We start from the raw sequence: 14,550 nt of genomic DNA on the forward strand, positions 1-14,550 counted from the left end.
TTCATAAACAACACCATTGACAAAAATATATAACTGTAACTATAATGGTTACATCAGGTTGTAACAAACCTAATTACAATACATTCATTCATTTTCAGATATACACGTTAACAAAACACTTTGGAGGGATTTATTATGAAAATCGGTATTATCGGAGCAACTGGTAAAGCTGGAAGTCGTATTTTAAAAGAAGCATTAGATCGCGGACATGAAGTAACTGCAATCGTAAGAAATGCTGCAAAAATTACAGAAGAAAACATCAAAGTTTTAGAGAAAGATGTATTTTCTCTTACATCTAACGACTTGCAAGCATTCGATGTAGTTGTAAATGCATTCGGCGCTCCAGCAGGACAAGAACACCTTCACGTAGATGCAGGAAACGCACTTATTGAAGCTGTGAAAGGTGCACCAAATACAAAATTACTTGTAGTTGGCGGAGCAGGAAGCTTATTTGTAGACGAAGAAAAAACAACACGTGTATTTGATACACAAGGTTTCCCGAGCGAATACCTTGCAACAGCTCAAAACCAAGGTAAAAACTTAGAAATCTTGCAACAAACAAATGATATCGCTTGGACATTCATCAGCCCTTCTGCACTATTCGCATTAGGAAAACGCACTGGTTCTTACAAAGCTGGCAAAGACAATCTTCTTGTTAACTCAAAAGGTGATAGCTACGTAAGTTACGAAGACTTCGCAGTTGCAGCACTTGATGAAATCGAAAACCCAAAACATGTAAACGAACGCTTCACAGTAGTTTCTGAAGCTGAATAATAAAAAAGCTCGTAAAACATAATGTTTTACGAGCTTTTTCTTACTATTGCACTTGCTCTAAGCCATTCGGAGTAATCTTAAAGGATATTTCTTGCCCCTTCATTGCATCCTCTTTTTTAACTAACTCATTCTTTTTGTACCAATTCAAACGACTCGGTTCCGCATGGTATACTTTCAACACGTCTCCATACTCAAATGCCGTTCCATTTACTTGCCCAGCAAAATTCTTTGAAGTCTCTTGTCCTTGTGCCGTTACATGCTTTTTCTCATTTCCATTTTGATCATAAATCGTAAGGCCTATATACTGTTCATTTACAAAGCGATAATGAATCTCATCATTTGTAAATGTTGCATGTAATTTCTTTTCAGCGTGGTTTAACGTAATAATTGAACGTGTTACATCAGCCACACCTTGGTATACTATACTATCTCCATACGTCACTTCTAATGAAACTTCCGTCACTTTCTTGTTACCAAAGCGATCTTTCGTTTCTACTTTTACTTTTTGTTCACCAATTTTTGTTGTATTCGGTTTTTCTACAAATCCGAGTACTTCCCCATCTTTCACTTGAACAAAGTTTTTCGCTTCTAATTTTTCAGCGTCCGTTCCGATTACTACTTTTTGTGGGACTGCTGTTACTTCTTGCTCAGCTTCCATTCTCTCGAAACCTTTTTCCGTTAATTTAAAGTACAACTCTTGTTTCCCTTTACCGTTACTTACAAACTCATTCTTTTGATACCACTTCAAACGATCTGATTCTGCATGATATACCTTAATAACATCACCATATGCGAAGTCTACACCATTTAACTGTTCTGCAAAGTTTTTCGAACTCTCTTGCCCTTCTGCCGAAATAACTTTCTTTTCATTTCCATTTTGATCGTATAGCGTGATTCCCATATATTTTTCATTCTCAAAACGATAATGAACTTTAGCATCCGTAAATGTTGCCTGTAGCTTTTTCGTATTATGATCCGCAGTTACGATAGAACGCGTATTATTACCATCACCTTGGAAGACTAAGCTATCGCCATAAATTACTTCCAATGGCACTTCCGTCACTTTCTTATTTCCAAAACGATCTTTCGTTTCTATTTTCACTTTTTGTTCACCGATTTTTGTTGTATCCGGTTTTTCTACAAATCCAACTACTTCTCCATCTTTCACTTGAACAAAGTTTTTTACATCTAATTTTTCAGCTTCTGTTCCGATTACTACTTTTTGTGGTACTGCTGTTACTTCTTGTTGAGCTTCCATTCTCTCGAAACCATGCTCTGTTATTTTAAAATATAACTTTTGTTCTACTTCCCCTTTTCCCTTACCTACAAACTCGTTATTTTGATACCAGTTTAATCGTTCTGATTCTGCATGATACACTTCCACAACATCACCATATGCGAAGTCTACACCATTTAACTGTTCTGTAAAATTTTTCGAATTCTCTTGCCCTTCTACCGAAATAACTTTCTTTTCATTTCCATTTTGATCATATAGCGTAATTCCCATATATTTTTCATTCTCAAAGCGATAATGAACTTTAGAATCCGTAAATGTTGCCTGCAGCTTTTTCGTATTATGATTCGCCGTTACGATAGAACGTACCGCATCACCATTACCTTGGAAGACTATACTATTTTCGTAGCCAATATTCACTAAAACTGGAATTAAATTTTTATTCCCTTTTTCATCTATAATTTCCACTTTTACAGTTTTTTCTCCAATTCCAGGTTTATCTTGTATAATTACACCTGTTACTTTTACACTTTCTCCTAAATTTTGTACAAGTTCGTTTGCTTTTTTCTCATCATATGTAGTACCAACTGCTACATTTTGTATTTTTGTATCATTTGGCTCACCATATGGAACTTCATATGGCTCAGTTTGTTTTCCTCGAATTGGATTACTATCTTTCGATAACCATATTTCTTTTTCAAGATCAGGTAATTGTAATTGATTTATTTTTTCTACAGTTCCTTCATTTGGAGTAAGTCCCACTTTTCAAAGAATGGAATTAAATTTTGTCCTGCTGCTTTTGACGTCATGTAAATAAACATCTGCTTCTTCTCGTCATCAGATTTAGGCATTTCTACATCATGTAACATACGGTACATTTGGTGCAATTTCGGATAAAATTGATCTCCATAAGCTAAATACAGTTGCCAAAACATAACTAATTTCTCGAATCCATCCATTTTCTCTTGCGCATCCGGTTTATCTAAATATGCAAAGGCCTTTTCATAACGTCCTTCTTTTTCTAGCCTTGTTTTATGTCCAAATGTCGTTTGAACTGCTAAAGAATAAATATTCACAGTTACCTCTCCAAGCTCACTCCATAACCAAGGGACCTGCTGATGTTGATGACCTACTTCATGCCAAGGTCCCCATCCGTCAGCAGTTAATTCTTCTACATCTAATACTGATTTTAAATTCCCTTTTGAATAGGCCGTTCTATATTCCATAGCGTACATATGAGTTTTTGTATACCAATCTTCAACGAAATGAACATAATGTTTCCCCCTATTCGTAGCACCTACACCATCTTTTGATAAACCTGATATTTTACTCTCTATATTAAGTATTTCATCATGTTTCTTTAGTAACTCAGTCGGATCTTCTTGCTTCAAATGTTCCTTTACAGTTTCAGGGTGCATAGTTAATAAACTATTTTCCCCTTTCATTTCTATCGCATATGGATTCAGGTTCTCCGCCAGCATACGCTGCCAATCTTTTGTCGTATGTTTCCCTAAAATAAATAAAGGATTTGTGCTTCCGCCTTGCTCCACTTTAGCAGTTACTTCACCTGAATTATTGTAATTATAAAAGTATAATAACCCACCCTTTGGAGAAGAAATTTTGTTCTCACCAGGATTTAAATTAAATTCGATAGGTCCTCCTAATACATTTTCATTTTCATAGGAATATGTACCAATATAAGCTTTAATTTGCTGATCCCCACCTACTTGAATAACTATTTCTTCACCTGGTTTCGCATAAATACCTGTTGGTTCATATGGAGAAAAACTAAATTGACGTTTATGCAAGTCACGTATCTCTTTCACGTCACCTTTTGGCAGCAATTGATACACTCGCTCTTCTTGCTGTTTCTCCTTATTTTCAAGCGACATCTCTGCATACACCCTAGGCACTTCAAGGCCATATGATGTTAATAACGTAGCTAAACAAATACCAGCTACTAATACCCTACTCTTTTTTTGCTTTGACATAATCTGTGTCCCCTGTCCTTTTTTTAGACAAACCATCCTACATATATCCATTTAATTAAAAATCCTATTATCTTTATAAAAATATTTATTGTACAGACTAATACCTCTCGCACCTGTATCTATTACTACCGCATTCCTCTCCATGTATTCATTTTCTTACATTGTAAAACTTTTATGTATTGTATCCTCCTCACTTCTCTCTACTTGTGACGAGTTCTCTTCCTACATAAAAAGAGAATAGTAAAAGATACATTTCGGTCTTGTCATCTATACATCTAAAAGCATGATTGGCAATAGAATCTTACATTTTCTTCATATATGACCATCTATAGGTAGTTTTTCCAACTGAATTTTACATGCTTTCTACTTTGTTTAATAGGCTTTTCAATACGAATAATATTACAATTTTGTGAATACAATTCGTTAATTGCAACGTTTGAATTTTATTATATTAATGGTATTGCAAAATAATGAATTACCTTCTTACCTACTCTTTAACGAATCCCGTATAATAAAAAGCTCATAAAACAAAATGTTTTACGAGCTTTTCTATTACATGAGGTTTAAATACCTTTTTTAAACTGTCTTTTCCTGTATTCTTTCTGTTCTTTCAAAACCTTGTTCCGTTATTTTAAAGAACACATCATTCACACCATATGTTGTATCATTTAATATATTGCTTTTATATACTTTAAAGCGATCAAACTCTGCTTGATACACTTTTACTACATCACCATACTCGAATGACATCCCATTAAATTGTTCTGCAAATGCTTTCGTATTCTCCATCCCTTCTAATACCATTTGCTTCTTCTCTTTTCCATCCTTATCAAATACAGTTAATCCCATATACTTTTCACCTTTAAAGTAGGTATGAACTGGACCTTCTGAACCTACTGTACTTAACTTTTTATCTTCATGATTTAATGTGATAATCGATTTAATATTCGTTCCACCATGCCATGTACCAAAGAACATAATGCTATCTCCGTAAATCACTTCTACAGGAACTTCCGTTACTTTCTTATTTCCAAAACGATCTTTCGTTTCTACTTTTACTTTTTGTTCGCCGATTTTTGTTGTATTCATCTTTTCTACAAAACCTACTACTTCTCCATCGCTCACTTCAACAAACTTCTTCGCGTCTAACGTTTCGCTATTTGTTCCAATTACTACTTTTTGTGGCACGGCTTTTACTTCTTGCAATGTTTCCATTCTTTCAAAACCTTGCTCTGTAACTTTAAAGAACACTTCATGAACGCCATACTCCGTATCCACGAATTCGTTCTTTTTGTACACTTTAAATCTATCAAACTCCCTTTGATATACTTTTACTATATCACCATACTCAAAAGTTATTCCATTGAATTGTTCTGCAAATACTTTTGTATTTTCAGATGCTTTTACAGATACTGCTTTCTTCTCTTTTCCAGTTTTATCATATACAGTCATTTCCATATACTTCTCATCTGCAAATAAAGTATGCATTGGACCTTCAGAATTTGTTGTACTAAATTTCTTTTCTTCATGATTTAATGTAACAATCGATTTAATATTCGTTCCACCATACCATGTACCGAAGAACATAATACTATCTCCGTATACTACATTAGCGGAAACAGGTATCGAGTTTAAATTCTCATTTTCATCTATAAGTTCTACATGTACAGTTTGCTTTCCACTTTCGTGTTTAGACCATCGTATCTTTCCTGATACCTTTACATTCTCACCTAAATTTTGTACAAGCTCACTTGCTTTTTTCTCATCAAAATCTGTACCTATCATAAGATCTGGTACTGTATTCACCGCTTCACCATAAGGTACTTTATATGGCTTAACTTGCATTTCACGAATAGGATTATTGTCCCGCGATAACCATATTTTATTCTTTGGTTCAGGTAATTGTAATTTATTCACCTTTTCTATAGTATCCGCTTCTGCATGTAATCCCCATTTTGCAAAATAGGAAATTAAATTTTGTCCAGCCGCTTTTGAAGCCATGTAAATAAATAACTGTTTCTTCTCTCTATCTGTAATAACTCCACCTACATCTAATAGGGGATAATCCGCATCCGATAACACCCTATACATTTGATGAAGCTTCGGATAGAATTGATCTCCATAAATTAAATGTAATTGCCAGAACATTATAATCGGATCTGATTTATCAAAATTCTTTTTGTCCGCTGGTTGATTCAAATACTCAAACGCCTCATCATAACGCTTATCTACTTCCATTCGTGATTTATTTCCAAAGGCTATCTGAACAGCTAAACTGTAAATGTTAACAGTTGTCTCCCCCATACCTTTCCAATTCCAAGGCACTTGTTGATGAAGATGGCCAACTTCATGCCATGCTCCCCAACCATCATGTTTAAACGTCTCTATATCTAATACGTCTTGAATCTCTTCATCTGGATATCCCGTATAATAATCAAACGCATACTTATTACTTGCAAGCGGATATTTAGCTTCAATAAACTGCACATAATGTTCCCCAGCCTTTGCAACCCCCACTCCATCTTCTGATAATCCAGATAATGCATTCTCAATACGAATTGCTTTATCATGTGCCTTCATTAAATCTTTCGGATCCGTATCCTTCATGTATTTCTGTACTGATTCATAACTGGCAGTAATTAAACTTCTCTCACCTTTTAATTCTACTGCATAAGGGTTTTTATACTTTTTGAGCATTTCATCCCAATCTTTTTTCGTATGTTTTCCTAATATAAACAAAGGAAAATGACTACCACCGCTTGTAACAGTTGCGGTAACCTCACCTGTATCATTTAAATTATAAAAGTATAAAACACCTCCATTAGGAGATAAAATTACATTTTTACCAGGCTTCAAATCAAATTCTGTTGGAGTTTCCTTATCATAAGCACGTGTCCCTATGAAGGCTTTAATAGATTGATCCCCTTTTATTTCAATGTTAATTTCTTCATTTTCTTTTGCATAAATTCCAGTTGGTTCATTAACAGATAAATTCCATTTCTGTTTTAAGCGTTCTTTCTCTTCTTCTACATTACCTTTACCCGGTAACCGAAATACTCTCTGCTCAAACTTATTTCCTTTACTCTCTTCTAAATTCCCACCTTTATTCTCTTCCAAAGGTGCCGCATATCCTTTTGATGCTTCAAAAACTAATGGCGATAATAATGTAGATATGCATATTCCAGCTACTAATACCCTAATACTCTTTTTCTTCGACATAATCTGTGTCCCCCATTCCTTTTGTAGTGCAAACCATCCTAAATATATTTATTTACTGTAAAATCAAATTATCGTTATACAATCATTTAATATATACAACTTAATCTCGTGCCCCGATACCTCTTATCATCGTTCACTCTAAAATATATTCACTTTCTTATATAATAAAATTTTTAACTAAAGATACCCTTCACTTTTCTCTATTATTTTGTGATGAGTTCTCTTTTTCATGTCAAAATAATGATGGAAGGTAGTTTTATCAAGTATTGTTGTCTATACATGAAAAATGTGTATAAATATCCTTTTTTTAACAACTCATTTATAGTTATCCATCTATGGACGGTTTTTCCATATCGAATTGTACACGATTTCTTTCTCATTAGATAGACTTTTCAATTAGATTAATATTACAATTTTATGAATTTAATCCAAAAATCGTAATGTTAAGATTTTAATTCTTTAATATTATTTCAAAATAAAAAACCGTCTTAAAAGATGCTACTCTTTTGTGACAGGTTCTTATTAATTCAGTATACGTTTCATATAAATCTTTTTCCATTTACTCATTCACCTTCAATTTCACCAGTTAAATGAAATCCAATTGATTCATATAATTTTTGGGAAAGTTTATTCTCTGGATATATACTTAAATATATAGCTTTTCGATCATACTCTTTTTGCAAATAATCTATTAGCAAACGTAATAATGCTTTTGCATAACCTTTACCTTAGTATTTACTATCAATCATGAATTGATTTAACTATACAGCCTGCTCTTTTTCTTCAAACCAACCGTACATCGCTTATCCGATTGTCATGTCACCATCATAAAACCCTACTGAAGCAGCATCACCTTTATATTTTGTGTCAGCATCGACTAAACAATCTAAAACTGTACTTTCAATAAACTTATGCTGTTCTCCGGTTACCTTTAAATTAGCAATTTCATTTCGATTTTCATTCGTTATTTTACAAATATGAAGAGTCATAATTCCCTCTTTCTTTCTAATTTCTCATTTTCATTATAAAGTGAAACTTTAATCAGTGGGGGGTTTTGTTCATCCCCCACCTAACTTCTTTGCTTCCGCTAAATTTTGAGGTGGGGGTCTTACTGCACAGCAAATAGCGGGATAATTTATAGTGATGTAAAGAAGCCAAAACAGACTAATTCTAACCCTTTAAAAATTTTTTCGTACTTATAAAAGAGGATACTATAGCAATTTTTCATACCAAAAATTTAGGCCAAGAAAAAAGCACTGGCAAATGCCAATGCTTTTTTCACTATCTTTTAATTTGATTCGGTTTATGCGGTTCATTTGGAGTATATGGCTTATTTGGTTTATTTGGAGCCTCAGCCTTTTTCCAACTTACCGCTAACTCTGGACTTGTTTTTTCTTCACTACGCTCAAGTAATACTACTGCATTTTGAATAGTCGGTGTACCTTTATGCGCAATTCCTTGTAGTTTCGTTAAATTTCCTGATACTTTAAAGCTAAATCCACCAGCTGGTGTTTGTTTCGGAATTAAAATGCGGAACTTCTCTCCTACATTAAATTCTGTTTTTGTTTCGCCTTTTTCATTTGCAAATTTCACGCCCGCTGGTGCACCTGTTGCTTGCACTTTATACGTTCCGCTTTTTGCATTTGTTTCTACTGTATATAAACCTGTTTCAAAGAAATCATTTTTCAATACTGCTTCTTGTTCTTCTGTAGGAGTTACACTCATCGTAATTTCTTGTAACTCTTCACTAGCATTTGCTTTTGCAACGATGTCTTTCGTTACTTTCTCTACATTTTTATTGCGGAAATCTAAATCATTAACATCAATTTGTTTTAACGCATTCCACACTGCCAGCTGCGTTGCGTAATGCGCCTCTCTCCAATCAGATACCCCTAATTCTTGTGGGCTCTTTTGTGGATATCCATTCAACAGTACACGGTACACGTTAATATCTACTTTACCCATTTCTGGTAAGTCTTGACCGCTCGGAGATTTTAAGTCTACATTTAAGCAAAATGCAATTTTTCCATCTGCCGTTTTAATAAGTTCTGTTCGAATTGGTTTCTTCTTTGACCTACTATAACTCCAATCCATTTCATACTTTGTATGGTCCATAACTTCTGCGAATGCTTTTTGAAGTGGGAATAATACAAATAAGACACTTAAAAACATAGCTAAAAGTTTGAACGATTGCTTTATATTCATATTTACAGCCCCTTAATAACAAACTTAATACTAAGTAGTATTTAATTAGAAAATATTTTTATGCACAAAAAAAGAGTGCATAAAAGCACTCTTTTTTCTTTCTTACTTTAATCTTAGAAATCGAAGTTATCAGGATCTGGACCAACGCGATGATTTTCGTTTAACGCACCGATTGTTTCCATGTCTTCTTTTGTTAATTCAAAGTTAAATACATCCGCGTTTGCAATAATGCGGTGTTCTTTCGTTGATTTTGGAATTGTGATTACTCCGTTTTGAAGATCCCAACGTAAAATCACTTGTGCTGTTGTTTTACCGTGTTTCTCAGCAATTGCTTGTAATGTTTCGTTATCTAATAATTGACCTTGCATAAGTGGTGACCATGCTTCCATTTGAATACCTTGTTCTTTACAGAAAGCTTGTAATTCTTTTTGTGTTAAACGAGGGTGGTATTCTACTTGGTTAATCATTGGCTTAATTTCTGCATCTTTCATTACATCTTGTAAGTGGTGAATTTGGAAGTTACTTACGCCAATTGCACGTACGCGATCTTCTTTATAAAGTGTTTCTAGCGCTCTCCACGTATCTTTATATTTTCCTTCTACAGGCCAGTGAACAAGATATAGGTCTAAATAATCTAGTTCTAATTTCTTTAAGCTCTCTTCGTATGCAGCAATTGTTTCTTCGTATCCTTGATCTGCGTTCCATACTTTTGAAGTGATGAATAATTCTCCTCTTGAAATACCAGTCGCTTCAATACCTGCACGGATTCCTTCACCTACAGCTTTTTCATTTCCGTAAATTGCAGCTGTATCGATGCTACGGTATCCTGCTTTAATCGCTGATTTTACAGCTTCTACAAGTTCTGGTCCTTCTTCTACTTTAAATACACCTAAACCGAACCAAGGCATTTCTACACCATTATTTAATACTGTTTTACTTTGTAAGTTCTTCATTTTATTTTCTCTCCTTTTATTTTACTTGATCTCTTTTTTCTAATGTCATGCTCCATGCTGTTAAAATCACGGCACCTACTACCATAAGACCGCCTACCCAAGCAGTATGGATTAATCCTAACGAATTCGTTACAAGGCCACCTATATAAGAACCTAAAGCGATCCCTCCGTTAAATGCGGCAATATTAATTGCTGAAGCAACATCAACCGCACTTGGAACAAAGCGCTCTGCCAATATAACTACATATACTTGTAGCCCTGGAACATTCATAAATGCGAATAGTCCCATGAAAATAATTGTGATTAATCCAGCTACTTTAAATGGCGCTGTAAATGTTAAAACAAATAATATGATCGCTTGAATAAAGAACATGTAAAATAGCGCTCGAATCGGATTATGATTCGATAATTTCCCGCCAACCATATTCCCTATCGCAATGGCGATTCCGTACACTAATAAAATGATAGTAACGGTACTTGCTTCAAATCCTGTTACTTCTTGTAATAGGGGTGATAAATACGTAAATGTTACGAATGTACCACCGTATCCAAGTGCAGTAATAATGAAAACAAGTAATAGTCTTCCATTTTTAATTAATTTAAATTGATCACGAAACGATACAGGTACCCCATTTTTTAAATTAGATGGGACGAGTATACTGTTTGCGATGAAAGCAATAATTCCAATTACGACAATCGCCATAAATGACGCTCTCCAGCCAAACTCTTGACCGATAAATGTTCCAATTGGCACACCAGTAATAGTCGCAACTGTTAATCCAGTAAACATAATCGCAATTGCGCTAGCACGTTTATTCTCTGGTACGATTGCAGCTGCAATTGTAGATCCAATTGACATAAACACACCATGTGCAAACGCAGATACAATTCTTGCGATAATTAATACAGTGAAGCTTGTTGCTACCGCCGCAATGCCATTACCAATAATGAAAATAACCATAATCCACATTAATAATGTCTTTCGCGACATACTAGCCGTTAACGCTGTTAAAACAGGAGCTCCTACCGCTGCTCCTAACGCATATAAGGAAACCGTTAAACCGGCTGTTGTAACCGAAACATTTAAATCTTTTGAAATAGATGGTAGTAAACCGACACTAATAAACTCGGTCGTACCAATCCCAAACGCACTAATTGCTAGCGCTAATAAAGCAAACATACTTCTTCGATTCGTCTGAGCTTCCGAAGATGGTACTGTATATGAACTCAATTGAATTCCTCCTTATTACAAGAAATCCAATCATAATAGTATGATAAAAAGGCCCTTTTATCTTCTAAAAAATATATTTCATACTTACAAATGCTATTATGAATGGTTTCATTCCTTTTTTGAAGAACGCACTTTAAAGTACGATAGGCACTAAAAAGTAACATAGTCACTTTTTGGTACCGTACTACTCATTTGCCTCTTACATGTGCTATTATGAAACATATTTAACATAATAAAAAGTACGTACTTTAAAGTGCTATAGGTACTAAAAAGTAACATTTGTATTATTAAACTTACTTTACTCAAAAAGGGAGGGGTTCATATGAAGAAATACAATATTCCTGTAGAGGCGACTTTAGAAGTTATCGGCGGCAAATGGAAAGTTGTTATTCTTTGTCACTTAACGAAAGGTACAAAGAGAACGAGTGAATTAAAACGCTCAATGCCTGGTATTACACAAAAAATGTTAACGCAGCAATTACGTGAATTAGAAGACGACGGGGTCATTCAAAGAAAAGTATACAACCAAGTCCCACCGAAAGTAGAATATTCTCTTACCGACTACGGTTGGTCTTTAGAATCCATTCTTGACTCTCTTTGTTCTTGGGGCGAATGCCATCTTGAAAAAGAAGGTAACACATCGATGCTAATTGCAGAAGGTGAATAATAGGAAAAAGGAAAAAACGAACATGAATTTGTTCGTTTTTTCCTTTTTTTCTATATATATATGTACATTTCTAACTGAAACAAAATATTTTATACGCTTTCATACCTTGTCAGCACTACGTTATACACTCAATATCAAATAATTAGGAATCATTTTTATGTTAACATAGGTGTATATAGTATATAATATAGGATATATATTATATACACTTTCCGGTAACGGAGCTTTTCCATTATGCGGACAAGCCATATATCGGACAGTTCATAAATAATAAGTAAGACGTTATGGTTTTAGATTTATGTTTGCAGCTTACTTGCTGTCATAAATTTAAAGGCATTTTATTGTGTTTTGTGAAACTTTGCATAAAGTTTCGTAAACGTTTACTATCTTACTTATAAAAAATAAGAGTATTGCTATCGTAAAGGAGAATTGGAGATGCCAGAAACTATGACTCAAACAAAGCCAGAACAAGAAACTGTACAAATTTCTGCTAGCCAAGGACAACTTGATGTACTTGATCAGTTGTTAAAACCTGAGGTACAAGAATCATTAACAACACTAGTAGAACAGCTTCCAAAATTAACTGAGCTTGTTAACATTTTAACTAAGTCTTATGACTTCGCTCAAACTGTTGCTACTGATGAAGTATTAAAAAGCGACACTGTTGGTGCAATTACAGAGCTTGTAGAACCTGTAAAAGATACAGTGAAAAGCATGGCTGCAACTGCAATCGAAGCGAAAGATCGTGCTGACGAAAGCAACGAAGTTATCGGCCTATTCGGTCTGTTAAAATTACTAAAAGATCCACAAGCACAAAAAATGTTCCGCTTTGTGAACGCATATCTTCAAATTAGTGCAGAACGTAACAATAAATAATTTAACTTATAACAACAATTAGTAAAGACGGGGGATATCATACTATGTCAAAACAAATTGTCATCTTAGGCGCTGGTTATGGCGGTCTTCTTGCCGCTTTAAACGTACGTAAATATTACAGCAAATCAGAAGCACAAGTTACAGTGATTAACCAATACCCAACACACCAAATCATCACTGAATTACACCGCCTAGCAGCTGGTAACGTGTCTGAGCAAGCAATTGCAATGCCACTTACAAAGCTTTTCAAAGGTAAAGATATCGATCTTAAAATTGCAACAGTTGAGTCATTCTCAGTTGATAGCAAAGAAATCAAACTAGCTGGTGGCACTACTTTATCTTACGATGCACTTGTAGTTGCTTTAGGAAGTAAAACTGCTTACTTCGGTATTCCAGGACTAGAAGAAAACAGCATGGTATTAAAATCTGCTGCTGATGCAAACAAAATCTACAAACACGTTGAAGACCGTATTCGTGAATACGCGAAAACGAAAAACGAAGCTGATGCTACAATCGTAATCGGTGGTGGCGGATTAACTGGCGTTGAGCTAGTTGGTGAGCTTGCTGACATTATGCCTAAACTTGCAAAAAGCCACGGCGTAAATCCAAAAGAAGTTAAACTTCTTCTTGTTGAAGCAGGTCCAAAAATCCTTCCAGTATTACCAGACCACTTAATCGAACGTGCAACTACTAGCCTAGAAGCACGCGGCGTTACATTCTTAACTGGTCTTCCTGTAACAAACGTTGCTGGCAATGAAATCGACTTAAAAGACGGTCAAAAACTTGTTGCTAACACATTCGTTTGGACAGGTGGCGTACAAGGTAACCCATTAATCGGTGAATCAGGTCTTGAAGTTAACCGTGGACGTGCAACAGTTGATGCATACCTACAATCTACTTCTCACAAAGACGTATTCGTTGCTGGAGACAGCGCTGTTGTCTTCGCTCCAGACGGACGTCCATACCCACCAACTGCACAAATCGCTTGGCAAATGGGTGAGTTAATTGGATACAACTTATACGCAGCACTAGAAGGCAAAGCATTCGAAGAGTTCGCACCTGTAAACTCTGGAACACTTGCTAGTCTAGGACGTAAAGATGCGGTTGCTACAATTGGAGCAAGCAATACTCCACTTAAAGGCTTACCAGCATCATTAATGAAAGAAGCAAGTAACGTTCGTTACTTATCACACATTAAAGGTCTATTCAGCTTAGCTTACTAATCTGAATATAAGCCCGAATCATGCCCAGCATGGTTCGGGCTATTTTTATCCGTAATTTTCTCTAACTTATTTATTCGGCAGAAGAATAATATAACCCTTTTAATTATCTAAATTTACTGATTATTTTATGTCCAAATTGTGTATACGAAAAGATGGAAGTATTCTTCCTACTCCCAT

General features: G+C 34.9%; 10 protein-coding genes and 1 pseudogene. 4 read left to right on the forward strand and 7 right to left on the reverse strand.

Annotated elements, in window-relative coordinates; translation table 11 throughout:
- The first annotated feature begins 135 nt into the window (after positions 1-135).
- Positions 136-774 (forward strand): NAD(P)-dependent oxidoreductase, encoded by a 639-nt coding sequence (locus tag MHI26_RS26050; protein ID WP_061666138.1) that lies wholly within the window; start codon positions 136-138, stop codon positions 772-774.
- A gap of 43 nt (positions 775-817) precedes the next feature.
- Here the strand turns inward: MHI26_RS26050 and MHI26_RS26055 are convergent.
- From MHI26_RS26055 to MHI26_RS26080, 7 genes and pseudogenes are all read right to left on the reverse strand, one after another.
- Positions 818-3,999: pseudogene (locus MHI26_RS26055) on the reverse strand (putative mucin/carbohydrate-binding domain-containing protein).
- Between the two features lie 576 nt (positions 4,000-4,575).
- Positions 4,576-7,218: a M60 family metallopeptidase gene (locus MHI26_RS26060; protein WP_061666139.1), complete on the reverse strand. Its 2,643-nt coding sequence runs from the start codon at positions 7,216-7,218 to the stop codon at positions 4,576-4,578.
- A 563-nt stretch (positions 7,219-7,781) separates the two neighbouring features.
- On the reverse strand, positions 7,782-7,901 hold the full coding sequence (locus tag MHI26_RS31635; RefSeq protein WP_390228249.1) for a hypothetical protein: 120 nt from the start codon (positions 7,899-7,901) through the stop codon (positions 7,782-7,784).
- A gap of 120 nt (positions 7,902-8,021) precedes the next feature.
- Positions 8,022-8,207 (reverse strand): hypothetical protein, encoded by a 186-nt coding sequence (locus tag MHI26_RS31640; protein WP_086406400.1) that lies wholly within the window; start codon positions 8,205-8,207, stop codon positions 8,022-8,024.
- Positions 8,208-8,499: 292 nt separating this feature from the next.
- Positions 8,500-9,423, reverse strand: a complete 924-nt coding sequence (locus MHI26_RS26070) for a thioester domain-containing protein (protein WP_061666140.1) — start codon at positions 9,421-9,423, stop codon at positions 8,500-8,502.
- Between the two features lie 113 nt (positions 9,424-9,536).
- On the reverse strand, positions 9,537-10,376 hold the full coding sequence (locus MHI26_RS26075; protein ID WP_061666141.1) for an aldo/keto reductase: 840 nt from the start codon (positions 10,374-10,376) through the stop codon (positions 9,537-9,539).
- 16 nt (positions 10,377-10,392) lie between these two features.
- Positions 10,393-11,556, reverse strand: a complete 1,164-nt coding sequence (locus MHI26_RS26080) for an MFS transporter (RefSeq protein ID WP_168410432.1) — start codon at positions 11,554-11,556, stop codon at positions 10,393-10,395.
- A 373-nt stretch (positions 11,557-11,929) separates the two neighbouring features.
- On the opposite strand from MHI26_RS26080, the gene MHI26_RS26085 reads away from it, so the two are divergent.
- The 3 genes from MHI26_RS26085 (at position 11,930) to MHI26_RS26095 (ending at position 14,373) form a co-directional block, all read left to right on the forward strand.
- Positions 11,930-12,274, forward strand: coding sequence for a winged helix-turn-helix transcriptional regulator (locus tag MHI26_RS26085; RefSeq protein WP_000760481.1), 345 nt, complete (start codon positions 11,930-11,932; stop codon positions 12,272-12,274).
- Between the two features lie 435 nt (positions 12,275-12,709).
- Complete coding sequence (locus tag MHI26_RS26090; protein ID WP_001115309.1) at positions 12,710-13,150, forward strand: DUF1641 domain-containing protein; 441 nt, start codon at positions 12,710-12,712, stop codon at positions 13,148-13,150.
- Positions 13,151-13,194: 44 nt separating this feature from the next.
- The gene (locus MHI26_RS26095) at positions 13,195-14,373 is read left to right on the forward strand and encodes an NAD(P)/FAD-dependent oxidoreductase (RefSeq protein ID WP_000043198.1); all 1,179 of its coding nucleotides are present in this window, start codon (positions 13,195-13,197) and stop codon (positions 14,371-14,373) included.
- Positions 14,374-14,550 lie beyond the last annotated feature (177 nt).

The sequence above is a fragment of the Bacillus sp. FSL K6-1218 genome (genome assembly GCF_038006445.1).
Taxonomy (GTDB): domain Bacteria; phylum Bacillota; class Bacilli; order Bacillales; family Bacillaceae_G; genus Bacillus_A; species Bacillus_A thuringiensis_S.

What these genes read in the sequence shown, in the direction of transcription:
- MHI26_RS26085 (WP_000760481.1), top strand. Translation starts at nt 11,930, where the DNA reads ATGAAGAAATACAATATTCCTGTAGAGGCGACTTTAGAAGTTATCGGC.
- MHI26_RS26095 (WP_000043198.1), top strand. Translation starts at nt 13,195, where the DNA reads ATGTCAAAACAAATTGTCATCTTAGGCGCTGGTTATGGCGGTCTTCTT.
- MHI26_RS26075 (WP_061666141.1), bottom strand. Translation starts at nt 10,376, where the DNA reads ATGAAGAACTTACAAAGTAAAACAGTATTAAATAATGGTGTAGAAATG.
- MHI26_RS26090 (WP_001115309.1), top strand. Translation starts at nt 12,710, where the DNA reads ATGCCAGAAACTATGACTCAAACAAAGCCAGAACAAGAAACTGTACAA.
- MHI26_RS26050 (WP_061666138.1), top strand. Translation starts at nt 136, where the DNA reads ATGAAAATCGGTATTATCGGAGCAACTGGTAAAGCTGGAAGTCGTATT.
- MHI26_RS26080 (WP_168410432.1), bottom strand. Translation starts at nt 11,556, where the DNA reads ATGTTTGCTTTATTAGCGCTAGCAATTAGTGCGTTTGGGATTGGTACG.
- MHI26_RS31640 (WP_086406400.1), bottom strand. Translation starts at nt 8,207, where the DNA reads ATGACTCTTCATATTTGTAAAATAACGAATGAAAATCGAAATGAAATT.
- MHI26_RS26060 (WP_061666139.1), bottom strand. Translation starts at nt 7,218, where the DNA reads ATGTCGAAGAAAAAGAGTATTAGGGTATTAGTAGCTGGAATATGCATA.
- MHI26_RS26070 (WP_061666140.1), bottom strand. Translation starts at nt 9,423, where the DNA reads ATGAATATAAAGCAATCGTTCAAACTTTTAGCTATGTTTTTAAGTGTC.